Raw genomic sequence first — 23,782 nt, 5'->3', positions numbered from 1 at the left:
CTATGTTTTTTCAATAATCCAAGATATAATGAACTTAGCAGTGCTGCGAAATTAAAAAACTAAAGTAATAATATTACTAGACTTTTAAAAACTTATTTGGCAAAGGAACGCAGAATATGAACGTAGCACAATACATTAAAAAATTAGAATTATTAAATTACTCAAAAGACACAATAAGAATGTATAAATGAATTTTAGAAAGCTCATTGAAAGTGGAAGAATTACCTTTCGAAGAAATAATAAAAAGAATAATAAGAGATGAATTGAAAGCATCATCTCAGACTTTTCATAAGAAAGTTTTTCAATCATATTTAAAATTTTGTAAAAGATATGATGAAATAGAAATAGTAAAAGAACTCCAAGAAAAACGCGAAAACAAAAATACTTTTAGAGAAGTTTTAACAAGAGAAGAAATTATAGAAAAAACAGAATTAACTGGATATCTCAAGGAAGACACATTTAGAACCATAATCCGCTTTATTTTTGAAACAGGAATAAGAATAAGTGAAGTCAACAAAATCACTCAAGATGATAAAAAGTTATACGTTATGGGAAAAGGAAACAAAAGGCGGGAAATATTTTTCAATCCAGAAACTTATTCTAATTTATTAAAATTTAAATGAATGTATAAAAAAGAAATTAACATCCAAGCAATAAGACGCAAAATAAAGGCACTTTTTGGCGATAAATACGCGTGCCACTCATTACGTAGAAGTTTTGCCACTCATATGTTTAAGAACAACGCAGACCCCAAAATTATTATGAAACTATTAGGGCACAATGATATAAATACAACCTTTAGATATTTACAAAAAAGCAGAGACGAAGAATTAGAAACATATAAAAAATTATTTTTTCAATATTAAAAGCACCACAATATAATGGGTGCTTATTTTTATATATTTTATTTTGATATATCATTAAAAGTTATATAAAGCAAACAACTTTTTCAGTGTATCGCACTTTAATTTAAAAGGTATTTTATAATATTTTCAAAAAGTGCTTTTAGCGTATTTAGTTCAATAGAATTACCTGCTAACATTTTAAGTTTATTTTCAGTCAATAGAATATTATTATCTATTTTGTCCACGTCGTTTTTACTTAATCCCATATACATTAAACTTTCTCGACCGTTCAATAACTTAACAATTTTGCCCCATTTTTCAGTTTCTAATTCTACTTTTAATTTTATCCCTGCGCTTTTCATTAAAGTTTGTCCCCAGTAATCAGGGTGAACAATAATTTTATCGCTTTCTAAATATCCCTTTAATTCTATTTTACGCCACATTTTGTTATTTTGTTTGTTATACTTTCATTCTCCACTTTTAGCATTTAAAAATCTCGCGCCACGCTCTAAATCTTTTTCGCTTATTCTTTCAAATTCTACAATATCTCTAATTTTGGCGTTATGCTTTATTTTTGAAGGTCACTTAAATTCTTTATTTTTATCTAACCAGCTTATCGCAAAAACTCTTTCTCTGTTCTGCATAGAGCCATAATCAATCGCATTTAATGTTTTATATTCTGTTTTGTATCCTAAAGTTTCTAAATATTCTAATCATTTTTCAAAGTCCTTAATAAAGTTTTTGCTTACTAAATTTTTTACGTTCTCCATAACTAAAACTTTTGGCAATTTATCTTTATTATTCTTAAATATTCTTTTTAATTCTCAAAGTAATCCCGACCTTGTATTTTCGTTTATACCTTTACCATATCCCATGGTTGATATATCTTGGCACGGGAAGCTGTATGTAAAAATATCTATTTTTTCAGGTATATAATTTAATGTTGATATATCGTCTCAATCTACTTTTTCTAATTTTTGCCCTTGTTTTAATTTTTGTTTTGTTTCTATGATATTTTTTAGAAAAGAATATATTATTCTGGTTTTATTCTCCCCTAAAGTTTTAAAATAATTACTTTTTATTTTGCTGTTTGTATCACTTGATATTTCTAATTCTTTCAGTTTCTCCAATATCTCGCTTAAAGGTGTATCTTTATCAATATTAATGGACTCGTTATAATTTAATAATTTATGCGCAATGTTGGCGAAAACGTCCCACTCTACGCTTCCTACATTATCTAATTTAAAATTTAATTTTTGCTCTAATTCTTTTAGTGCTTTTGTTTGCATCCCTAATCCACTAAATGTTTCAAATAATTTAATCTTTCTTATGTTTTCCTCCTGTTACTAAAAATTTTTCTTTAAATATTCCATTCTCTAAAATTCTTATGGTTGTCAATCTTATTTTTTTATAATAAAGCATTATTTCTTCCTTAAATTTCACTAATGAAAGCGCTTTATATCCAAAGTCACCGCAATACTGCTTATAATCTAAATAAAGTTCAAAAATAGCTTTATCATGTATATTTAATCCTGCTTTTATTTCTTCTTCGCTATGCTGCACGCTATTTTCTAAATATAAAACGACGCTATTATTATTTCTTTCATATTCAGTTAAAATGTCGTTCACTTTGTCGCTTTCAGTAAATCCGCCTTTTTCTCTTAGGCGCTTTAGTCCTTCAATAGCATAATTAAATAAAACGTTCATATTATTTTTTGTTAATAACTTATCTAAAACGTTTTTATCGTCGTTATTTCCTTTAAATTCAGCATCAAAAGGCACAATTAAAAAACGTCTAAAATATCCATAACTTTTCTCGCTTGTTGTTGGCAGCTTATTAGCGGCAAAAATTAATTTAGCTTTGTTTTTGAAAGAGAACATATCTTTTCCTTTAAATTCCGCTTCTACGTTGTCTCCGCTTGAAAGCTTTTTAAATTTTGAAGGGTCTTTGATATGGTCGGTTGATATATCCGCTCCAATGTTCACCATTTTATCAATAAGGGTGCTCGTTGAAAAACGCCCATTTAATTCTTCAAATGATAAAAAACTAACATTCTCTACGCTAAAAAAGTTTGTTAAAACTTCTAAAAACGTACTCTTTCCGTTACTTGCCGTCGGTCCGTATAATAATAAGCTTTTTTGATATCTTGTATCAGGTGTTAAGCAATAGCCAATGTATTCATATAAAATATTTATTAGCTGTTTATCGTTTAAGGTTATATTATTAAAAAACTTATCTATGGTTTCAGTTCTTAAATATCTGCGGTTATATTCCACGTTTATTTTACTAATAACAAAATACTTATCGTCCGGTTTTATTTTTCTATAAGTTTCTAAATTATAATAAGTATTTTTTAGCGCTACGATATTCTTTTCTGGTTCTTTTTCAGGTATAGCGGTCGTAACTTTCAAATGGTTCAATACTTCGCTTAGTTGCGCCTTTTTTAGCATTTTGTTTTCTTTCAGCATCAGCCCCATTAAAAAGTTATCGTCTGCTCTTTTGTATATTTCTTCTTCCTTATCAAAAACGAACAATTGTTTACTATATCTTTTTAGTTTATATTCTTCAATTAAAAAATTTATAAAGTTTAAATGTAAAAATTCTCTTCCATTATGAAAAACATATCTATTTTTATATTTTTCGAAAAACTGCTCACTTCCTAAAAAGCAATTTTCAACTTCGTATTCGTCCAAAGGTTTTAAAAATAAAAATTTATTTATGGCGCTCAAAACGTTAAAGGTTCTTGTTCTGTCTCATCCTGCTAAAGCAAAAGTTTTAATTCTTTGAAAAAGGTTATCTCGTCTCGACCCTTCTTCTAATAAAACTGGGGACGCTAAATCTTTAAAGGCATCTTTGTTATCTAAAGGGGTTAATTCACTTGGCAATAAATCTACACTCTTAAAAAATCTTATTCACTGCCTAAAACTTCCATCTTTCTTAATAACTACGTATCCGTTGTTTTTACTTGCTTTTACGTCCGCCTTTATTCCAAATGGTAAAACAATATCAACCGCGTTTTTTAATTCATTAGCTAATTTAAATCAAAGGTGGTGCCCCCTGTCTGTTTTCATTATGTTACATTGCCACCCAAAATCATCAATAATTTCAATTAATTTTTTACTACTTAAAGGGTTATCTTTGTTATCTATATCTAAAACTACTCAGTTATCTTGCAGATATATTCCTAAATTTTGTTCGCTCTTTACTTCTTCAAAACGATATAAATTTTTTCCGCCTTTAAAACTATGTTTAGGGGTTTTATCATTATTCAAAATAATAAATTCGCACTCATTATTAAAAAAGTTATTTAAAGCTTCTTTATCAATTAAATTTTTTTCCTTTTCATTCATTTTTATTCCTTTTCCTTAAAATAACATTTTTTGCACACTTCCATTTCTAAAGCATAACGCACTACTTTTTCATTCATTAAGGATGCTCCACAAAAAGCGCACTCGTAACTTTCGCCAGGGTAAAGAATGTTAAATTTTTCTTTTTTGTTTGATATTTCATTGTTTAAATACTGTTCTATTCTTGCCAATGCTAGTTGTTCGTAATATTCATAATCTAAATCTAAAAAGTCGGTTGTTTTATTTCTTATATCGATATTTATAATTGTATTTTTTTCGCTGCTGTTTGGCACCTTGTCTTTTTTTCAGTTCTCGCCTACTTTATATGCTTTAAAAACGGGCTCCCCTTGTTTTGTATAAAAAATCCTTCACACTTTCCGTCTTGGCAGTAATTTTTCACCATAAAAAGTATCGCTAAAATTTCCCTTTACTTCAAAAACAAATTGAAAACGTATTAATTCTTTTATTTCTTTCAAGGTCTCCATTACAGGTTTGTTGTATACAAAATAATTCACCACGGCACTGTCTAATGCGCTTAAATTATTATTAGCGGTTCCACGCACTATGTTATAGTCTTCATTATTAAACTGCTTATCAAAATACTTCACCATTCCGCCTTTTGCTTTGATATTATCGCCTTTGGTTACTACGTAATTGTTCACATCTTTTTGCCATAGTCTTTCATATTTTTCAGTTTCTAAAGTCATCAATGTTCTTTGTTCTCATAAGGAGCATAATTTTTCTACTTCTTGCTCGTATTCAGGTTTTAAAAGTCTAAACATAATACCATCTGTATTCACTTGTAAAAGTTCTACATAAGGCGCTATTATATAACTTAAAATAAAAATTATTAATTCACCAGTTAAGCAAATACTCATTCGCATTTTTGCGTCCCATAAGTCGTTAAATTTATATTCCATAGCGCCAAATGGTCTTACTATTAATTCTTTAATTGCGTCGCTTTTTATTCTGTCTTTTTCTCGCTTTGCTTTCTTTCTTGCTTCCAGTAATTCGCCAATCTTTGTTTCCATATCAGGCGCTCTGCGAGAACCGTATTTATATAATTTAATTAAGTGGGGATAGTTGCTTATGATATCTTTATTTATAATGTTCGCTTTTTCTTCTATGGTTATTTTTTTAGCTGCGTGTAATCCACCACTTTTAAATTCATAATCCAGCCCGCCAAAATTAAAGCTTAAATTAATCTGCTCTTTAGAATAGTTTTCGCTAAATTCAGTATAAAATTTTTGCGCTTCTAATTTTTCTATTAATCAGTAAAATTCTTTAGCATATTCTCTATAGAATTCTTTAATGTTTTCAGGCACTTCATAGTTATATTCTTTATAGAAAGGGAGCAGTTCTTTTCTTGCCTTGAAAATTATGGCGGTTAATTGCGACCCACTTTTTGATAAATTGAAAGAATTTAGGTTGTAATCGCTTATTAATTTCAGTTTAATAATAAATTGGTCTATAAATTTTATAAATAAAAAAGCGCTCGCTTTTACGTCGTGTAAATTGTATTGCTTTACGCTATTTTTTTGTTTCTCATCTAGTTCATTCTCAAAGTCAAAAGGAACGTCGCTTTCTTGTATCACCAGTCCTAAAAATGCTTCATATTTTTTAAGGCTCATTCTTCCAACGCCTACTAAATCCATAATATCGAAAGTGAAAAATGGTAATTTAGTTCTTTTAATTCTTTCTATGGTTCAGGGTTTTAAGTTTTCATTTATTATTTTGTTTGAAAGTTCAAAAGGGTTTTTGTTGTTTAAAAGTTCTTTTAAAATATAGTCGTCGTAACGTATATTGTTATATCCGCCCACAAAAGCATTTTTAAGGCGCTTTAAAAGAATATTTTTTAGTTCCATGTAATTTTGCTCCACCACTATGGTTTCGGCTGTTTTTACATTAAAAAATGTAACGCATCAATACTGCTTAAATACTTCAACATCATATATTCAAATATCTAATGGCAGTTGCTTTGCTTTTTCTAAATTTTCTTTAAACATCGTCCCTTTCTATTTTTCTTGTTATATCAAATTTATTTTTTTCTTTTCTTTAATTGCGCTAAAACGTATCTTTTCATTTTGTTTGCTATGTCTGTTTGTTCTCATGGAGTATTTTGGTTGTTAAAGTGTCCATAATTAGTAATTGCGCTAAATTTTATTTCTTGCTTATTAAATTTTTCTATAATGTCTTTTACTTTTAAAGGTGCAAATTTTCTTACTGATCTAATTAATAAATTCACAGGTACCTTGTTTGTTTTAAAGGTGTTTATATTAATAGAAAGTGGGGTTGGTTTGCCAATGGCTCATGTTAATTGAACTTCTGCTTTGTCTACTAATTGCGCTTTTACTAAATTTTTTGCTATGTATCTTGCTATATATGCGCCGCTTCTATCTACTTTTGTAAAATCTTTTCCGCTAAATGCTCCGCCCCCATGGTGCGCTATTGTTCCGTATGTATCAACCATTAATTTTCTACCGGTTACGCCTGCGTCTGCTTCTGCTCCGCCCTTGATAAATTGCCCGCTAGAATTTATTAAAATATTAAAGTCGTAATTTATGTTTGGTAAAAATACTTTTGCCGCCTTTTTTATTAATTCGCTTAATTTTGTTTTAAATTCAAATTCATCATAATTTTTAGAATGTTGAACGCTTAATATAACTGTATGAACCTTATAATTATCTTTTGTCTTTTCTAAAATAACTTGGGACTTCATATCATATCCTGCATTTAAAAGCGTTTTATTTCTTATTCTTTCTTCCACTTCTTGCAGAATTCTTGTTGCTATATTAAAGGCAATAGGTAAAAAGTTCTCACTCTCATTCGTTGCATATCCATAAACGATGCCTTGGTCTCCTGCGCCGATCTCTTGGTTTTCTTTGTCTACTGCTTGCGCTATGTCTTCGCTTTGTTCTGAAAGTTTAATATTAAAGTTATAGCATTTTTTATCTCGTAAAGGTTTGAAAACTTTATCTATAATTTCATTCTTTAAATTCCAATATAAGCTCTTTCAATATTCTTTTTTATCTAAATTTTTATTCGCTTCACTTTCTGCCTTAAATTCTCCACGCACTATAATATCGTCCCCACTTATTAGTGTTTCAATGGCTGTTCTTGCTTCTTGTTTGTTATCCGCTTTTTCTATTAAATAGTCCGCCACCACGTCGCTAATTTTGTCCGCTATTTTATCAGGGTGTCCAATCCCTACTGCTTCTGCGCTTATAAATTTTTTTGTTTTATTCATTTTTATTTTCTCTCTTTCTAATTAGTAATCTTCTAAAAACTTCTTTCCCATTCACTCTAATTTCGCCAAATTTTTTATTTAATATGTTATTTTCATCTGTTCCTAAAATGTCTCACTCGTTGTCTATATCTAATTTAAAAATTAAAGTTATTGGCACAAGGTAATATTTCGCTTTTAGTTCTTGCACGTCGCTTCAGTATTTTGAACTGCTTATATGTATAGTTTCTGCATCTACATAATGCCATTTATATTCTTGTTTTTCTCCGTCTAATTTTCTTTGTAAAACTGCTCTACCGTGTTTCTTTGGCAGGTTTGTATATCATAAAGTGGGCACGGTGCTTTTTATAGTTTTTACATTCCCAAATTCGTCTTTGTTATAGTCGTAAAAATAATGCGGTTCAGTGTATCCAAAATGATATTTTTTATCTATTAAATCCTTCATAAATAAAACGTTGGCAAAAGTTAAAAGTCCACCCAAAATTAAGAATTGTTTACCACTTGCTTGTATTATTTTTCAAAAGTCCTTAAAAATTGAAAAAGGTGGGTTGGTCACTATAATATCTGCTTGTTCGAAAAATTTAAAGTTATCTAAATTTCTAAAGTCTCCATTATTGTTTAATTCTTCTTTTTCGTATTCTTCTATGTTGTTATCGTCTCCACCTTGATAAATATAAGCAAAAGCATTCCCGCTCCTTTTCATTGAAGTTGCTATTAGTTTTTTCAGTTTTAAGCGCTTAAAATTTTTATGAAAGTATACTCAAAATTGCGATGCTCTGCTTTCAGGGTCGTCGAAGTATTCTTCTAATAAATAAAGGTCGTCCGCTGGCAAATATAACGTTTTATTTTCAAAACTTTCTTGGTGTAATTCCATCTCTTTTTCTATTAATTCATAAGGGGTGTAAAATTCGTCCGCTCTTTTTACTTTTGCTTGTTCTAATTTCACTTTATCCGCGGGTTTATTTTGCGCTTTAAATCATTCGTTGGTTATATCCATCAAGGTCTTTTTCTTTTTTGTTATCTCCATGACTTCTCCTTAAAATTAAATAAAACTATTCATATCTCAGTTCTCGTCGTTTCCGTCTTTTGCTTCAGCTTCAGTTAAAGGTTCAATATATCTTGTTATGTATGTTTTACCGTCTGCGCCTGTTGTTCTTTTTATTTTTATGCTCACTGGTTTTTCGCTTAATTTTAATAACGCTATTACAAATTCCTCCTTGCTTGCATATTTCAAATTAAAACTTAATAAAAGTTTGTCCAAAAGTTTTCCGTCTAAATCTAATTTCTTTTTATGCGGGTAGTTATTGTCTATGTAATAAAGTTTGTTGGTTGTTGCTCCGCTTAATTCTTGGTTGTCTGTAATTTCTACCATAATGTCCACCACTTCATATCCTGCTTGGCTTCTTGTTAAAGAGGCGCTTTTTACTATTCCTTTATATTCTCCATCAGGTATTTTTTTATATTTCTCATCTAATTCTTTTGCTCTTTGTTCTCAGTCTTTGTTAAATGTAAACATATTTTTATTCTCCTTCTCTTTCTTTTACTAATTCTTCTAATATTGATAATCTAAGTCCGCTTTTTGCTGCTATGTTGCTTGCTGCTAAAAATTGCTTGTCTAATGTTTTAATTTCTGTTATTATGGCGTTTTTATCTATTTTGTATATTTCCGCCACTCCGTTTAATTCGCTATAAGTTCGATGCGCTTTAAAATCTATTAAATAAACATCGTTTGTTTCATCATCAAAAACTACTTGGTATTTTGTTCTTAATTTCATTCATAATCTCCTTTTTCTTTTGTTTCTTGGTTGTCTTGTATGTTAAATTCTTTTTTAAATATTTCTTGGGTGTAATCTTGGCTGTTTTTTAAGCAATCTAAAATGTTTTTTTCTATGCTATTTTCTGCCAATAGAAAGTAATAATTCACCTTGTTTTCTTGTCCTAATCTATGTATTCTTTTTAGCGACTGCTTATACATCTCGCCACTGTATGTTAAAGAAAAATAAATCTGGTTAAAAATTTTATTTTGTAATCCGTCTATGCCCCTGCTTCCGCTTGCGTATTGTATTAGAATAATAAAGCGACCATCATAATTTAAAGCATCCTTTAATTCGTTCTTTTGCCCGTTTATTTCAAAATATTTAATCTTTAATTCTTCTAATAATTTTTTAATAAAATGAAGCTCTGCTTTATAGTTGTAAAAAAGCGAAAAATTAAAGGTGCTGCTTTCTATTAAATCTTTTAGTTCGTCAAATTTAGCGTCGTCCACTTTCTTATATTCGCCACTCTCGGTTTTTATGACCCCGCTTGCTAATTGTCTTAAGTTATGAAAGTATTTTATGGTGGTATTTCCGCTTGCGCTTCACTCTTGCTCTATTAGCGCATGGTCTTTTTTAAAATTTAAATAATGCTTATTTATTTTTACTATTCTTTGGTGCGCTCTTTTCTGCGGCAGATCTACTGCTTCCTCTGTTTTTAGAAAGTGCGCTCTGCTCTTTAATAAGTCCAGTAATTTATCTACATTTTTATATCCCGTTATTATTGGTATATATTTTTTTGGTATTGTAAAAATCTTGCAAAAATGGTATTGAAAGTCACTGTATTTAAATTCATTTTCAAAAATATTTAGTAACTTCATTTGGGAGTAAAGGTTATGGTATCCAGTGCTTATCGGGTCTCCGCTTAAAAGTAATAATTTATTAATAAGGTTTGTTTTACTTAATAATATTTTTGTCAATTGCGACTTGCTGTCTTTTAAAACTTGGCTCTCGTCAACTATTAAGTTAAAAAAATATTCGATATTAAAATTTTTATTTTGCTTCAAAATACTTCTAAATCTTGCGTAACTTAAAATATAAATTTTGTTTCTTTCTTGGTTAAAGTCTAAAAATTTTTCGTTGTCTTTAGTGTTTAAAAATGCTTCTATATTTTCTAGTCCTACGTTCTCGCTTTCTTCCTTTCAGTCTAAAACTTTTTTACTGTCTACCAAAATAATGGTGTTATAGTTGTTTGTTTGCTTAATTTTTTCTAATCATTTAAGCGCCGTAAAAGTTTTACCTAGTCCCATGTCTAATGCTAATAAATAACGGTCGTATAAAAGCGCCTTATTTAATGCGTCTTGTTGGTATTTATAAAGTTGTTTCATTTTCTTTTCGCTTTTTCCTTTTATAGTATTCCATTCAAAAATTAATCTGAACCTTTCCATAGTGTTTTAAAATTTCTTTATCATTATTAATTAAATGTTTAGTTATAAAATTAAAGTTTGTATTGTCTAAAAATAAATAAATTAAGTCGTCCTTATATTTCAGCGCTTCCAAAACTTGTAACTGTTTAATGGGGTTTATTTTAAAGTCTCGCTTTAGTTCTATAGCGTATGTATTGTATTTATTAAAAACTAATATATCTGCCATGCCACTCTCTTGAAAAATGTTCCCATGGTTTTTTCTATATGATATATTATGGTGCTTTAATAAATTCTTTAGTCTTGTCTCAACTTCTTTTTCTGTAATAGTTTGCGTTATATTCACCCCCTTTTTCTGCTATTCTTATAAAATTTAAATTTTGTTTTATGTCCTTGTTTTTTAAACTATTAAAATCTTTGGCACTTGTATGTATTAAAAAAACGTTTAATGATAATAATTTCTCTATTATTGAAGCGTCTTTAATTCCATAATTTTTGGCGTCGTCTTTTATCTTGTTAAAAATAAAACTTATTAATTTCATGCTTTGCTTATAAGAAAAGTGCCCTACCATGCTTCTTTGCGTTTCTTCCTTGATGCTAAAGGCGGTTGGTTCTCTTTCATCATCATAATTACTTTCAATCATTATTGTTTTTAAATCTTTAAAATCTAAATTTTTAAATTGTCCTAAATTTATTGACCCGCAATCAGTAATATAAAGAATATTCTCTCCGTTATAGAAATCTATAAAATATCCAAAGTTTGCCTTGCTGTTATGCTCCACCTTAATGCTTGTAACTTGAAAATCTTTATTCGTTCAAATTGCTCCTGCTTTTTCTAATGGTGTTCAAAAAAATCTTGCTTTATTTAGTCAAAATCATTTATCTTTAGAGCATAGTTTTTCAAAGCTTTCTTGGGCGATATGAACCTTTGCCTTTAAATTATTTTCTAAAAACTTTTTTAAGTGTCTAGTATGGTCTACGTGCTCGTGCGATATAAAAACATAATCTACATTTAAAAGGTGTTCGTAATGCGGCGACTGTTTATTCTTTAATACGTCAAGACCTAAATCTATTATTATTCTTTTTGCTTGGTTTGTAACTATATAATAAGCGTTCCCTTTGCTGCTCGAACCGTAACTTTTTATATACATTTATCTTATGCCTTTTACAAAAGTTGCGATAACTTGCCTTGTTAATGATATTTTTTCTAATGCTTGAAAACTTTTAAAATCTAATCTTTCAGCATTATCTAATAAAATAAAACATTCGATGCCGTGCATTTTTTGAAAGAATAAAGATAATTTAATACTTGCTAAAAGTTTGGATGCTGTATTTAAAGAATTAAAGGGCACCCCGTCTCTTTCTATTTCTAAATCTCACTTGCCATTTTCCGTTTCTTTGGTCTCTATTCTAAAATTAAAATTTTGTTCCTTAAAAATCTCGTTTAGTTTTAGCGCGCTCTCTGTTTCTATTTTTTCAAATTTTGCCAATAATAACTTAAATAATAGAATTTTTTGTTGGTGCTCGTTTATCTCTCTTTTTAGTGTATTTTCTACGATAACGCTTTCTATTTTTTTATCTATTAAAAAGTTGTATTTTATCTCTGCTATTTTATGCGCTTCAGTAAAAAACTTTAGTGCATCCTTTATTTTGTCCACTAGTTTGTCGTATTTTACGACGTCGTTTGTTTCGTCTTTGATGCTGTTATAAATTTCTAAAAAGTCTGCGTTTTTAAATATTTCGTTCTCGTTTATCAGTTTTCAGATATTTTCAAAAAATTTAATCTTATTCTCTAATGCCAAAAATAAGTATCCACGCTGTTCTCTCTTGGTTGCGTTATTGAAAAAGTCGGGTGAAAAGAAAAGTGGAGCTATGTTGGTTGGTAATATTCAGTTGTTTAATTCTTTTTTATATTCTTTTAAATTAGTTTCCCCAAAGTCTATTTGGTAATTGTTTTCTTTGTCGCTTGCTCCCCTAATTGAAAAGTGTTTTAGTTTTTCCACTGCTGCTTCGCTTATTTTAAAAAGTCCTAATATTCTAAAACTTTCTCGACCATTAGATATCATATTTTTAATTAGTTTATTGTTTAAATCTTTTTTTAAATTAATAAGATAACTAATGCTTTCTAATAGCGTTGTTTTACCTGTTCCGTTTGCTTTCTCTATAATTGTCAAGTCGTTATGTTGTCTTGGGTTTTCTTTAAAGTCCATTAAAAAGTGGTTAAAACTTCTGTAACTTCATAATTCTAATTTTTCTAATCTTATTTTTTTATTCATTTTGTTTCCTTTTCTTTTATTTTGATATATCAAAGATAATCGCTATAATTAAAATATGATAAATTGAAAATTTCCTTATTCGTCTAAAGAATGACTAAAGTTGCGTGATATTCATTTAAATAAAGAGCCTTATTGTATTCAGTGCTTTAGCACTTTAAATCTCCATGTCGACCATATCGTCGAGCATCAAAATAACGAAAATCTTTTTTTAAATGAAAATAATTTAAGAACTTTATGTATTCGTTGCCACGGTTCTAAATCAGCATTTTTTAAGGCGCTAAAAAGTCAAAAGGTTAATAATTCTAAAACTGTAAAAATCTTTTTTAATTCTGCCTTTGGTTCTTCCTTGGTTTTTAATAGCGCAAAAGAGATTGTTTCACGTTTTGAAAATGTTGGCCAAAGTTATAACTTTTATTTTATTGAAAAGAATTTAGAGTTCTCTATGGTTGAAAAATTAGAGAATGTTCTTATCGCCTTTTTTATCAAAGAAAAATTTATAACGGTTAATATTGATATCTTTTCGAGCATTCCATTTTTACAATCTTTCTTATTGCGTTTAAATTCTATTTAAGGGCGTTGTGGCGCTCTTTTTTTATTTATGTATATTTTTATATCTTTTTAATTTAAAGGTCTTGTTGGTGTCTTTTTGTTTCTTTTAAATGTGTTTTAGTTTGCTAGTCCTAATTTTCTGTATTCTATATAAAATAAGTCGTTAAAAAGTTTATGTTTTAAAATTGCATAACTGCTACCTAGTCTTTGTTTTAATACTGCTAAAAATTCTTTTTGAACTTGTTTTTCTACATTGAAAAAATTAATGCTTGCTTTATTTTGTATTACATCTCCGAGCGTTCTATTGCTTCATTCATAGTCTAATTTTATCTCCACCCGCTTTAAATAATTAAGGTTGTCCGGTGCTTCTTTTTTTCTATTGATGCTTTTTTGTACTGTATAATACACGCCCTTTTCTACGGGCTGGACGTATGATATGTTATCTATATCAAAAATCTCTATTAAATTTAATAAATTTAGCTCCTTCAAAGTTTTCAAAATTTCGCTCCTTTCTGTTTGTTTTGTCTCTATAAGTTTTTAGAATTCAACCCTTCTTCTTATTGTTTTTTTATCTTTTTCTCGTATAAAATTCATTAGTTTGCTTGGTTCTTTAAAGTCTGAAACATTTATTATTTCTCGCACTTCTCTTAATGTTGATAAGTTCCAAAACTTTATAATTTCTTGTTCTTCATATATTAATTTTTCAAAATGTTCATAGTCTTTTAAAGTTGTTGCCGCTTCGCTAAATAAATCTCGTTCTTTTTGGTTTAATTTCTCTCATATATGATATTGTTCGCCGAGGTTTATTTCATAATTTGCTTCTTTTTCTTTTGTTTCTTTCACCTTAATTTCTAATTCTAAAATTTCTCTTAATACTTCTATTTTATACTTTGCGGTTTTTTCTTCTGTTTCTTGCATCATAACTTCTAAATTTAAAATTTCTTTTGATATTTCGCTTCTTTTCATTTTATGCCCTTAATTTTTATTCTTGCGCTTGTTCTTGTTCTGTTTTTAGTCTATTAGCTTCTATTTCTTGTAAAAATTTAGTAACTTGTTCAGGTGTTTTTAATTGTTGGTTCTCTATTAAATTAATTGCCACTTTTATTGTTGCGGGGTTTCATTCTCTTAATATTTGCCCATGCGTATTTAATATGTCTCTAAATTTTTCTTTATCTTTTTGCTCGCTTGCTTCATTGCTGTTTTTTATCATTCTTGCCCACACTTGCTGTAATTTTTTGCTCGCTTCTTTTCATGCTATTTCTCCACTTTCTCGTTTTTCTTTGTAATACTTCAAGTCGTAATATTCGTGCATTTGCTCTAAAATTATTTCTATTTTTTTCATTATTCAACCTTTATCTAAAAAAATTATTATTCACTTGTAACTTCAAAGTTTTTTGCTAAACTAAGTTCTTTGTTGTATTTGCCATAAAGTTCTGTAATAAATCCATTAAACTTTGGGCGTTCAAAAAATTCATTTGTTTTTTCGTTATATTCAGCAAAGGTTCAAAAACTATAATAGTAACCTTTTGTTTTTTCTACAAAATACATTAATTGTTCTATTGTTAAACTATTTTTTATTCAGGTTTCGCCTGTGTCTTCATTATGGTTAAAAAATTCATTAAATTCTTTCTCATCTGCGTTATAAAAATATGTTCACTCTTGTTCGTTTGCCATTTCGTATAATTCTCTTTTTAAAGTTTCTAATTCATTTTCATTTTTATAAAAGTTGTTGTAATTTGTTAAATCTATTGTTTTCATTTTTATATCCTTTATTTTCATTTATTTTTTTATCTTCTAAATTCTCTATTCATATCTTTCAAAAGCGCGAAAACTTCTCTAGGTGTTGTTATTTCTGTTGCTTCGATATTGTCAATTGCGCTTTCTATTAATTCGGGTGTTCAGTTATATGTAACATCAAAAAGTCTGTTTATTTGTTTAGTAAATTTTGATTTGTTTTCTTGGTCTATTTTTAGTGCTTCCGCTTCTATTAGCTTCATTTCGCTTTTTAGCTCTTTAGTAATTCTATTTTGCTCTTTGATGCTTAATTGATTTCATTTTGTTAATTTTAATGTTTCTAATCTTTTTAATTCTCTAACTATTAATTCCAGTTTTTTCATTTTTTTACCTTTGCGCTATAATTTTCATTTATTTTTGTAAGTTTCTTTGCATTTCTCGGTTTTTGTTGTAATATAATAGTAATAATATTTTAATATTATTAGAAAAAGATATTTAATTAAAAAAGGATAGGTATGAAATTTAGCAAAAAACTATTATTGGGACTAGGAAGTTCTTTAACAGGATTAGCTTCAATAGCTACAGTTATTTCATGTGCTCAAGATTCTGTAACAGATTATTCTGGAATTAAGGCTTATGTGTCTACAAGAGATACAGAAGTTAAACAAGCAGTTGAGAAAAAAGAAATTCAAGATTTAAAAATTACTTTATTAACTGCTGGTGGTAATGTAAATGATAAATCATTTAATCAATCATTATGAGAAGCTATATCTCAACATTCATCACAAGCAGATAGAAAAGATAATAAATATATTTTAGGAAATTCATCCAAATTAGAAGATAGCTACAATGCTTTAATGTCACAAGATTCTAATGTTTGAGTTTTAACAGGTTTCCAACACGGAGATCAATTTGCTCCATGATATGCTAAAAACAAAGAAAACTTCGATAAAAAAGGAATTATTGTTATTGCTATAGACTGAGATGCAGAAGATTCAAAAGTTCCTGCGGGTAAATTTATTTCATTAAATTACAATACAGATGAAGCAGGATGAATAGCTGGTTATGCTATTGCTGATTATTTAGCAACAAAAGAAACTAATGATGAAAATAGAAAAGTTGTTACATTTGCTGGAGGAGCTGGAGCTGGGGTAACTGATTTTATAGCAGGATACTTATCAGGTATTAAAAAATACAATTCTGAAAATTCTAAAGTAACAAAATTACATACAGATAATTTAGAATTAAATGCAGGATTTGTTTCTTCAGATTCTAAGTCAGACGCAATAGTAAATGGAGTTGTAGCCACAGGTGCTAAAGTTATTTTACCAGTTGCAGGGAGTTTAACAAGTAACACATTAAATCATATTAAAACTGCAAATAAATCACAATTAATAATCGGTGTTGATACTGACCAATCAAAAGCTTTTGAGAAAGATAAAAATCTTTTCTTTACTTCTATTGAGAAAAGATTAGGAAATACTTTATATAGAGTAATTACAGATTTATTTGTTAAAAAAGGAAATAAATCAGATATTATTTCTGGGTTTGAGTTTGGAAAAACAAATGCTCATCTAAAATTAGGATATCATGATGGATTTGTTGGAGTTTCTCCTTCTTCTATTGAGGATAAAGTGGCGGCTGATGCTTCTCTTAAAAAAGCAGAAGATAAATTTAAAGAATTAGTTACTGTAGAAAACAAATCAAATGTTAAAACCATTTTGGAAATACCTTCTTTAAGTGCTTTAGGGGAAGGTAATAAAGAAAAATTAGAAAATATTGTAAAAGAAATTAATAAACAAACAGGAAAAACCACTTCTTCTTCAACTGAAGCCACAACATCAACCAGCGAATCATCAGAAAGCAGAAGTTAATAAAAAAATATTTGATTAAAAAATAACTCATAAGGTTATTTTTTAATTATTTATATTTAGTGTAATTGAAAAGAGAAACATGGAAAATATAAAAACAAAAGAAAATGCTATAGAGTTTATTAATATTACAAAGCAATTTGGATCAATAATAGCTAATAAAAATATTAATATAACTATTAAAAAAGGTACTGTTCATGCTTTAATTGGTGAAAATGGTGCTGGAAAAAGTACTTTAATGTCTATACTTTTTGGTTTATATACTCCTACAAGTGGCCAGATCAAAATCAACGGACATAGTATGTATATAAAAGATCCTAATCAGGCTACAGACTTAGGGATTGGTATGGTTCATCAACATTTTAAATTGGTTGATGCTTATACAAACTTAGAAAATATTATTTTAGGTAGTGAATTTACTCATAAAGGATTTTTAGATAAAAAAATAGCTAGACAAAAAATTGAAACAATACAAAAAAAATATAATTTAAATTTTGATTTAAATCAAAAAACAGGTGATGCTACGGTTTCTACTCAGCAAAAAGTTGAAATAATGAAAATGCTTTATAGAGATGCGGAAATTTTAGTTTTTGATGAACCTACAGCTGTTTTAAATCCTCAAGAAATTGATGGTTTATTAGAAACTATGAAAATATTTAGAGAAAGTGGAAAAACGATAATTTTTATTTCTCATAAGCTAAATGAAGTTAAATCTGTTTCTGATGAAGCAACTGTTATTAGACATGGTGAAGTGGTAGGACATTTCGATTCTTTAGAAAATGTATCCATTAGTGAAATATCAGAAGCTATGGTTGGTAAAAAAGTTGTGATGCCAAAAAATTCTTTTGAAAACAATTTAGAAGAAGAAAAAGGAATTGAGTTTCAAAACGTTTCCGCTAAACATTTAAAAGGAATTCAAGACGTTTCTTTTACTATAAATCGTGGCGAAATTTTGGCTATTGCTGGAGTTGAAGGAAATGGTCAAGAAGAAATAGAGTTTGTAGCTTCTGGTTTATTAAAACCTACAAATGGTAAAGTTATATTTTATAAAAAAGATAATGAAGGAAATATTACAGAAAAAGATATTACAAAATTATCTGTTCATAAAAAGAAAAAAGAAGGAATTTCTTATATTCCAGGAGATAGACATAAATATGGTCTAGTATTAGATTTTAATATATCTGAAAACTCAATTATCAGAAGATTAGATGATAAAACGTTTAATAAATTTAGTGTACTATCTACAAAAGAAATAAATAAATTTTACAAAGAAATTGAAGAAAAATATGATGTTCGTGGTGGTAGAGATGGAAAATCTAAAGCCAGATCTTTATCAGGTGGAAATCAACAAAAAGCTATTGTTGGAAGGGAAATGCTAACTGAACATGATTTTATAATTATTGTTCAACCAACAAGGGGGCTTGATGTTGGAGCTATCAACATAATTCATAACAAAATATTAGAAGAGAAAAAAGCAGGAAAAATTATTCTATTAATTTCCTATGAATTAGATGAAATATTCGCATTAGCTGATTCTGTTGTTGTTATTAACAAAGGACAGATTTCAGAAAAAAGAGATGTTAAAAATATAACAAGAAACGAAATTGGACTATTAATGGCAGGAGTAAAACATGAATAAAATAAAAACAAATATTTCTATGTTTAAAAAATTTTCTAATTTCTTTTTTGAAGAAGAAAATGTATCAGCTAGAAAAAAAATATTTAGTTCACTTTGAGCTTTAGTTATCGGAATTTTAATAGCTTCTATTTTTATTTCTTCATTGGGATCTAACCCTTTTCAAGTCTATTCTGAAATAGTTAGATCTTCTTTAAGTCAATATTTCGTATATAAATTTTTAATTATAATATCTGTATTTATTTTTAGTTCGGTCGCTGTTGGTGTCGGATTTAAATCATCTATGTTTAACATTGGTATACCTGGTCAAATGATGGCATCGGGTATAGTTTCCATTGTTGTCATGAGTTATTTAGGGACAATTACAAAAAATACCATAGAAGTTACTGCTATATCTATGCTAGTAGGATTTCTAGCAGGAATTTTATCAGCTTTATTAGTTGGTTTAATAGCAGGGTTATTAAAAGCTTATTTTAATATTAACGAAGTTATTACAACAATCCTTTTAAATTGAATAGTTTTTTATATTTCTAAACAATTATTAAACGGAACAAATGGATATAGATTTGAAACACCTAGTGGTAGTGTCGATAGACCAACAACAAAACAAATTGTTTTTTCAAATAGTTTTTTTACAACAACAGGATTTGCAATTTTAATAGTTGTAATGGCTATAATTTTTGCCGTTTTAGTTTGATTTATTATTAAAAAAACATCAATTGGTTATAAAATTAAAATGACCGGATTTAATAAAAATGCTTCTAAATATTCTGGAACAAACGAAAAAACATTAATTATTTCTATTATGGCTATTTCAGGATTATTAGCTGGAATAGCAGGATTTTTATGATATACATATTCACAAAATAAAATGTCAATAGATATATCTCCAGAACCAATTGGTTTTGATTCTATTGCAATTTCTTTACTTGCTTTTAACTCTCCGATTGGAATAATATTTACGTCAATTTTTTATGCTTTTCTAACAACAGGGTCAAACACTTTACAACTTATTAACCCTAAGCTAGATGCGCAAGCTGTACAAATGATTTCGGGTATTATTATTTACTTAGCAGCTATTTCAGTTGTATTTACGAAAATAAGACCTATTCAAAAAGCATTTAAAGTATACTTTTTATATAAAAGTAAAATATTTTTCAGAGAAACAAAAGAAATTGAAGGATATTTAAAAACTAGAAAAAACATTGTGAAATTAATTAAGACTACAAAAGATGAAGCTCAAAAGGTTTTATGAAAAGAAAGATTAGTAGTTTTAGATAAACATATTAAACATTTAAAAGAAAAACATTTTAACAAAGAGGCTCTTTTAGAAAAAGAACAAAAAAATTATAAAAATCATCTTAATGATTTTATAACTAATTATCAATTTAACGAAAATTTAAATAAAACTAATGATATTAAATATTTAGAAAAAATATTATTAATAAATACTCAATTTATTAATAAATTACAACTTCTTTCTAAAGAACATAAAGTAAGTATTTTTAAAGCATATTGAATTAGCAAAAAAATAATGGCTAAAAATAATAAACTTTCTATAAAAGTTATTAAACTATCCAATAAAGAAAACGAACCATTATGAAAAGAATTAAAAGAATCTTTAAAAGCAGACTTTTTCAAAAAATCTTTAAATAATAAAGAAATGACAGATGAACAAAAAGTTGAATTATTTAAAGAAATATCAGATAAAAGAAGAGAAGTTAATAAACAATTATCTGAAAGTGGATTTTATGATCTTAAAGTTTGAAAAGATCAATATAAAGCAAATAAAATTGAATTAAAATCAAACTATAATAAAGAAAAAGAAATGATAGTATCAAATATTAAAAAAGACTATCAATGATTAAAAATGGAGGTAAATTAATATGCAAATTTTTATTGGAATATTAATGCTTTCAATTATTTCTTTCATAATTCTTTCTTTTGCAGCTCTTTCTGGTATGTTTAGCGAAAGAGTAGGAATAGTTAATATCGGAATAGAAGGGATGATAATCATTGGTGCTACATTCTATGGACTTTTTAATCATTTATTAAAAATAAAAAGCCCTTGAATGCAAATACCTTTATTTATAATATCAGCCTCAATCACTGGTTTATTTTCTATGTTACATGGTTTTGTAACTATAAAGTTAAAAGGAGATCACATCATTTCTGGGGTTGCAATTAATTTACTAGCTCCAGCTATTAGTATTTTCTTATTAAAATTATTAGGTGATGGAAATAGATTCAATAAATATACAAATGAATTGTCATTATCTCAAAATTTTAACAGTGATTTATTAAACTTAGTATCATTAAAAAGTCTTTTCATCATAATTGCATTTGTTGCAATAATAATTCTTTTATATAAAACTAAATGAGGATTAAGATTAAAATCAATAGGTGAAAATCCACAAGCTGCTGACGTTGCTGGGATTAATGTTAATTCTTACAAATGACAAGGAGTTATTATTTCTGGAATACTAGCAGGAATAGCTGGTGGTATATTCTATCAATGAAAAGGATTAGTATTTGGAGGTTCAGCAGAAGGATTTGGATTCTTAGCATTAACCATTTTAATTATGGGACAATGAAAACCACAATGAATATTAATAATTGGTTTTGTGTTTTCTGCGATTTACGGATCCGCTTTATATTTACAAGGAACACAAGAAGCGGCATTACATTCAATTAAAACATATGGTGATTTATTAATAGCAGTTCCTTTTGTATTTACAATATTTATTTTAATTTTTACTTCTAAAAAATCAATTGCTCCAGCCGCGGTTGGGCAACCTTATGATAAATCCAAACGTTAATTTCAAGCACTAAATAGTGCTTGTTTTTTGTTATTTTTTATAAGAAAAATAAAATAAATGATAAAATTCGTAATTATGAAAAAAAAGATATTTTATTTTAATATTCTACTGAATTCATTTTTTACACCTTTAAGTTTAATATCATGTAATAATCAAGTTGGTGATAAAAAAATAGAAAATAATAATTTAAATAATAAAAATAATAGCGATTCAGATAATGTTAATACTTCAGAGAATAAACTAGAAACTAATGATTTTAAATCTTTAGAAAATTTTGATACTAAACTTGAAGTTGTTGATTTTTATAAAGATCATGACGCTTTATCTTTTTATGAAAAAATAAAGAATAATCAAAATACATTAATTGGATTTATTAAGATTAAACCAAGTATTTGAGAAGAGTTTGAAATTCAAGCGAGTTTTGATGATGATTTTAATAATATTGATAATAAAAATGGATTAATAAAAAATATTAAATTAGTTTTTGTCAAAAATAATAAAAATAAAGTATTTAAAATTACTTTATCAGGATTTCTTGTCAAAGACAAAGAAAATATTGATGAAAGAGACAATCTTTTAATTCAAAAAAACATAAAAGAAAGTAATATTAGCAAACTTTTCCCTTCTTTTGTAGCAAGTATGTTGGTTTTTAATTCGAATTCTAGTTTATTTACTGATCTACAAAATAGAAGTCAGGATGAAAATGAGACTATTATAAACTATGATAATTTGATAAATAGAGAATTTTTAGAAGAACTTTTTAGACCTAATTCTGGGATTAATTTAACCCCTTTAATTTTAAGAAATTTCTTTTTCGAAAGAACTGATAAAGAATTAAGTGATGATGAACTTAAATTCAATTATAAAATAAGTGGTGCTAAAGCTAATGATTTAGAGGGTACATTAAGTATTGAAGTTTCCATTTTTAGATTATCAGATCAAGAAAAAGGAATAAATGATGAAAAAAGAAAAGTTTTTAATTTTTCAGGTTTTAAAAAATTTAAAAGAGATGAAAATCAAAAAATATTACCTACAATAATTGATTTTTATATGCTTTTAATAGAAAAAAAAGAAGCTATTAAAAAAATAAGAATAAAAGATGTATTAGAATCAGAAATTAACAAATTAGCATCTAATGAAGAAAAATTTGAAGTTACAGATAAAATAATTAGAGAAAAGATTAATATTTTAAAGAATGCAATTTTTAATAAATTATTAGTAAATATTTTTTCTGGTGAAAATGATGAAGTATATAATTGAATTGATAACGATACAAGAATAAGTAAATTGATAGGTAGAAAAGACAAGCAAAGTATTTATCCTTTTGTAACAACATTAAGTTCTAATTTAATAAAAAACATTCGTTTCTATATATCAAAAAAAGACAATAGTGATGAAAATGAACTTATTGTAGATGTGGATTTTTCTTTCCTCCCTTATGTTTCTTCTACAATTAGTGATTTTACCTCTTCTCATTCTTCTGCTGAAGAAATAGAATGAACTAAAGAGTTTATAAGAGTAAAAATTAATGATTTATAATAAAAATAATAAAAAAGTTTTTTTAGAAGAAAAAACAATAAAAAGATATAAAAAAGACTTTGATAATGTAAAGTTGTGGAATTCCGAGAAAAGTTTAATTAATAAATATTTTGTAAATAAAGATGGACAAATTTTAGATTTAGGTTGTGGCCTAGGAAGAACCACATTCGGAATTTTTGAACTAGGATATAAAAACATTGTAGGTGTTGATATTTCTTTTAGAATGATTGAAGAAGCAAAAAAAATAAATTTAAATTTAAATAAAAATATACTTTTTCAAGTAGGAGATGCGACAGAATTACCATTTAAAGATAAAAGCTTTGATTATATTCTTTTTTCCTTTAATGGCTGAACAGGGATTCCATCAGAAAAATTTCGCTTAAAAGCTTTAGAAGAAATTTTTAGGTTATTAAAAGAAGATGGTATTTTTATTTTTACAGCACATGATCGTGAAGAAATTGAATATTTAAAATATTATAAAAATAGTTTAGAAAAATGTTCTAGTGAATTTATTTTTGAAAAGTATGGTGATTTTATTTTTGTAAATGAAGATTATGTCTGCGATTTTTTACATTTATATTCTAAAGAAGAATTAGTGACAATTCTAACAAGTAAAAATTTTAAAATATTAGATATAGTAAATAGAGATAAAAACTTCCAAGAAAATAAACTAGTAAAAGAAATATCAGATAACACTACTTTTTGAATTGTTAAAAAGTAGTTTTTTATATAAAATTAAAAAA

At 27.4% G+C, this 23,782-nt stretch carries 24 protein-coding genes; 8 read left to right on the top strand and 16 right to left on the bottom strand.

What is annotated here, in order from left to right; all coding sequences use genetic code 4:
• Window positions 1–116: 116 nt before the first annotated feature.
• On the top strand, window positions 117–866 hold the full coding sequence (locus tag NX772_RS02975; protein ID WP_027123069.1) for a tyrosine-type recombinase/integrase: 750 nt from the start codon (window positions 117–119) through the stop codon (window positions 864–866).
• A gap of 98 nt (window positions 867–964) precedes the next feature.
• Here the strand turns inward: NX772_RS02975 and dcm are convergent, their stop codons facing one another.
• The 11 genes from dcm to NX772_RS02920 are packed head-to-tail and all read right to left on the bottom strand — an operon-like array spanning window position 965 to window position 12,891.
• A complete protein-coding gene (gene dcm, locus NX772_RS02970) occupies window positions 965–2,134 on the bottom strand; it encodes a DNA (cytosine-5-)-methyltransferase (RefSeq protein WP_051542104.1) in 1,170 nt (389 codons plus the stop codon).
• A 28-nt stretch (window positions 2,135–2,162) separates the two neighbouring features.
• Entirely contained in the window at window positions 2,163–4,196 is a 2,034-nt protein-coding gene (locus NX772_RS02965) for a DNA primase family protein (RefSeq protein ID WP_036449963.1), read from the bottom strand.
• Window positions 4,197–4,198: 2 nt separating this feature from the next.
• Window positions 4,199–6,199: a hypothetical protein gene (locus NX772_RS02960; protein ID WP_027123066.1), complete on the bottom strand. Its 2,001-nt coding sequence runs from the start codon at window positions 6,197–6,199 to the stop codon at window positions 4,199–4,201.
• A gap of 32 nt (window positions 6,200–6,231) precedes the next feature.
• On the bottom strand, window positions 6,232–7,440 hold the full coding sequence (gene metK, locus NX772_RS02955) for a methionine adenosyltransferase (protein ID WP_027123065.1): 1,209 nt from the start codon (window positions 7,438–7,440) through the stop codon (window positions 6,232–6,234).
• Window positions 7,433–8,464, bottom strand: coding sequence for an adenine-specific methyltransferase EcoRI family protein (locus tag NX772_RS02950; RefSeq protein WP_027123064.1), 1,032 nt, complete (start codon window positions 8,462–8,464; stop codon window positions 7,433–7,435). The genes metK and NX772_RS02950 overlap by 8 nt, the downstream gene beginning before the upstream one ends.
• Before the next feature lie 15 nt (window positions 8,465–8,479).
• Window positions 8,480–8,953, bottom strand: coding sequence for a DUF669 domain-containing protein (locus NX772_RS02945; protein WP_027123063.1), 474 nt, complete (start codon window positions 8,951–8,953; stop codon window positions 8,480–8,482).
• A 4-nt stretch (window positions 8,954–8,957) separates the two neighbouring features.
• Entirely contained in the window at window positions 8,958–9,212 is a 255-nt protein-coding gene (locus tag NX772_RS02940) for a hypothetical protein (RefSeq protein WP_027123062.1), read from the bottom strand.
• Complete coding sequence (locus tag NX772_RS02935; protein WP_051542102.1) at window positions 9,203–10,579, bottom strand: SNF2-related protein; 1,377 nt, start codon at window positions 10,577–10,579, stop codon at window positions 9,203–9,205. Before NX772_RS02935 ends, NX772_RS02940 begins: the two co-directional genes overlap by 10 nt.
• Entirely contained in the window at window positions 10,563–10,844 is a 282-nt protein-coding gene (locus tag NX772_RS02930; RefSeq protein WP_036449959.1) for a hypothetical protein, read from the bottom strand. Before NX772_RS02930 ends, NX772_RS02935 begins: the two co-directional genes overlap by 17 nt.
• A gap of 46 nt (window positions 10,845–10,890) precedes the next feature.
• Entirely contained in the window at window positions 10,891–11,766 is an 876-nt protein-coding gene (locus NX772_RS02925; protein WP_027123060.1) for an MBL fold metallo-hydrolase, read from the bottom strand.
• On the bottom strand, window positions 11,767–12,891 hold the full coding sequence (locus NX772_RS02920) for a DNA replication/repair protein RecF (protein WP_027123059.1): 1,125 nt from the start codon (window positions 12,889–12,891) through the stop codon (window positions 11,767–11,769).
• Window positions 12,892–12,946: 55 nt separating this feature from the next.
• Here NX772_RS02920 and NX772_RS02915 point away from each other — a divergent pair, with 55 nt between their 5' ends.
• The gene (locus NX772_RS02915; RefSeq protein WP_084477557.1) at window positions 12,947–13,462 is read left to right on the top strand and encodes an HNH endonuclease; all 516 of its coding nucleotides are present in this window, start codon (window positions 12,947–12,949) and stop codon (window positions 13,460–13,462) included.
• Window positions 13,463–13,557: 95 nt separating this feature from the next.
• Here NX772_RS02915 and NX772_RS02910 read toward each other — a convergent pair whose 3' ends face one another.
• The 5 genes from NX772_RS02910 to NX772_RS02890 all read right to left on the bottom strand — a co-directional run bounded on the left by NX772_RS02910 (window position 13,558) and on the right by NX772_RS02890 (window position 15,557).
• Window positions 13,558–13,848, bottom strand: a complete 291-nt coding sequence (locus NX772_RS02910; protein WP_259429358.1) for a hypothetical protein — start codon at window positions 13,846–13,848, stop codon at window positions 13,558–13,560.
• Window positions 13,849–13,977: 129 nt separating this feature from the next.
• Window positions 13,978–14,406, bottom strand: a complete 429-nt coding sequence (locus NX772_RS02905; protein WP_027123057.1) for a hypothetical protein — start codon at window positions 14,404–14,406, stop codon at window positions 13,978–13,980.
• Window positions 14,407–14,422: 16 nt separating this feature from the next.
• Complete coding sequence (locus tag NX772_RS02900) at window positions 14,423–14,782, bottom strand: hypothetical protein (protein ID WP_027123056.1); 360 nt, start codon at window positions 14,780–14,782, stop codon at window positions 14,423–14,425.
• A 26-nt stretch (window positions 14,783–14,808) separates the two neighbouring features.
• A complete protein-coding gene (locus NX772_RS02895; protein ID WP_259429357.1) occupies window positions 14,809–15,198 on the bottom strand; it encodes a hypothetical protein in 390 nt (129 codons plus the stop codon).
• Between the two features lie 29 nt (window positions 15,199–15,227).
• Window positions 15,228–15,557, bottom strand: coding sequence for a hypothetical protein (locus NX772_RS02890; RefSeq protein WP_027123054.1), 330 nt, complete (start codon window positions 15,555–15,557; stop codon window positions 15,228–15,230).
• A gap of 132 nt (window positions 15,558–15,689) precedes the next feature.
• Between NX772_RS02890 and NX772_RS02885 the strand changes: the two genes are divergently transcribed.
• The 6 genes from NX772_RS02885 to NX772_RS02860 all read left to right on the top strand — a co-directional run bounded on the left by NX772_RS02885 (window position 15,690) and on the right by NX772_RS02860 (window position 23,760).
• Window positions 15,690–17,048, top strand: coding sequence for a BMP family ABC transporter substrate-binding protein (locus NX772_RS02885; RefSeq protein ID WP_051542098.1), 1,359 nt, complete (start codon window positions 15,690–15,692; stop codon window positions 17,046–17,048).
• Window positions 17,049–17,127: 79 nt separating this feature from the next.
• Window positions 17,128–18,684, top strand: a complete 1,557-nt coding sequence (locus tag NX772_RS02880) for an ABC transporter ATP-binding protein (protein WP_036449951.1) — start codon at window positions 17,128–17,130, stop codon at window positions 18,682–18,684.
• Window positions 18,677–20,566: an ABC transporter permease subunit gene (locus tag NX772_RS02875; protein ID WP_027123052.1), complete on the top strand. Its 1,890-nt coding sequence runs from the start codon at window positions 18,677–18,679 to the stop codon at window positions 20,564–20,566. Before NX772_RS02880 ends, NX772_RS02875 begins: the two co-directional genes overlap by 8 nt.
• Before the next feature lies 1 nt (window position 20,567).
• Window positions 20,568–21,500 (top strand): ABC transporter permease, encoded by a 933-nt coding sequence (locus tag NX772_RS02870; RefSeq protein WP_027123051.1) that lies wholly within the window; start codon window positions 20,568–20,570, stop codon window positions 21,498–21,500.
• A 75-nt stretch (window positions 21,501–21,575) separates the two neighbouring features.
• Entirely contained in the window at window positions 21,576–23,039 is a 1,464-nt protein-coding gene (locus NX772_RS02865; RefSeq protein ID WP_027123050.1) for an LppA-related lipoprotein, read from the top strand.
• Window positions 23,029–23,760: a class I SAM-dependent methyltransferase gene (locus NX772_RS02860; RefSeq protein ID WP_240532001.1), complete on the top strand. Its 732-nt coding sequence runs from the start codon at window positions 23,029–23,031 to the stop codon at window positions 23,758–23,760. Before NX772_RS02865 ends, NX772_RS02860 begins: the two co-directional genes overlap by 11 nt.
• Window positions 23,761–23,782: the final 22 nt, after the last annotated feature.

This window comes from Mesomycoplasma molare, assembly GCF_024918955.1.
Classification (GTDB): Bacteria; Bacillota_I; Bacilli_A; order Mycoplasmatales; family Metamycoplasmataceae; genus Mesomycoplasma_A; species Mesomycoplasma_A molare.
The sequence above is the reverse complement of the archived record's forward strand: the minus strand, read 5'-3'. Positions and strand labels throughout refer to the sequence as shown.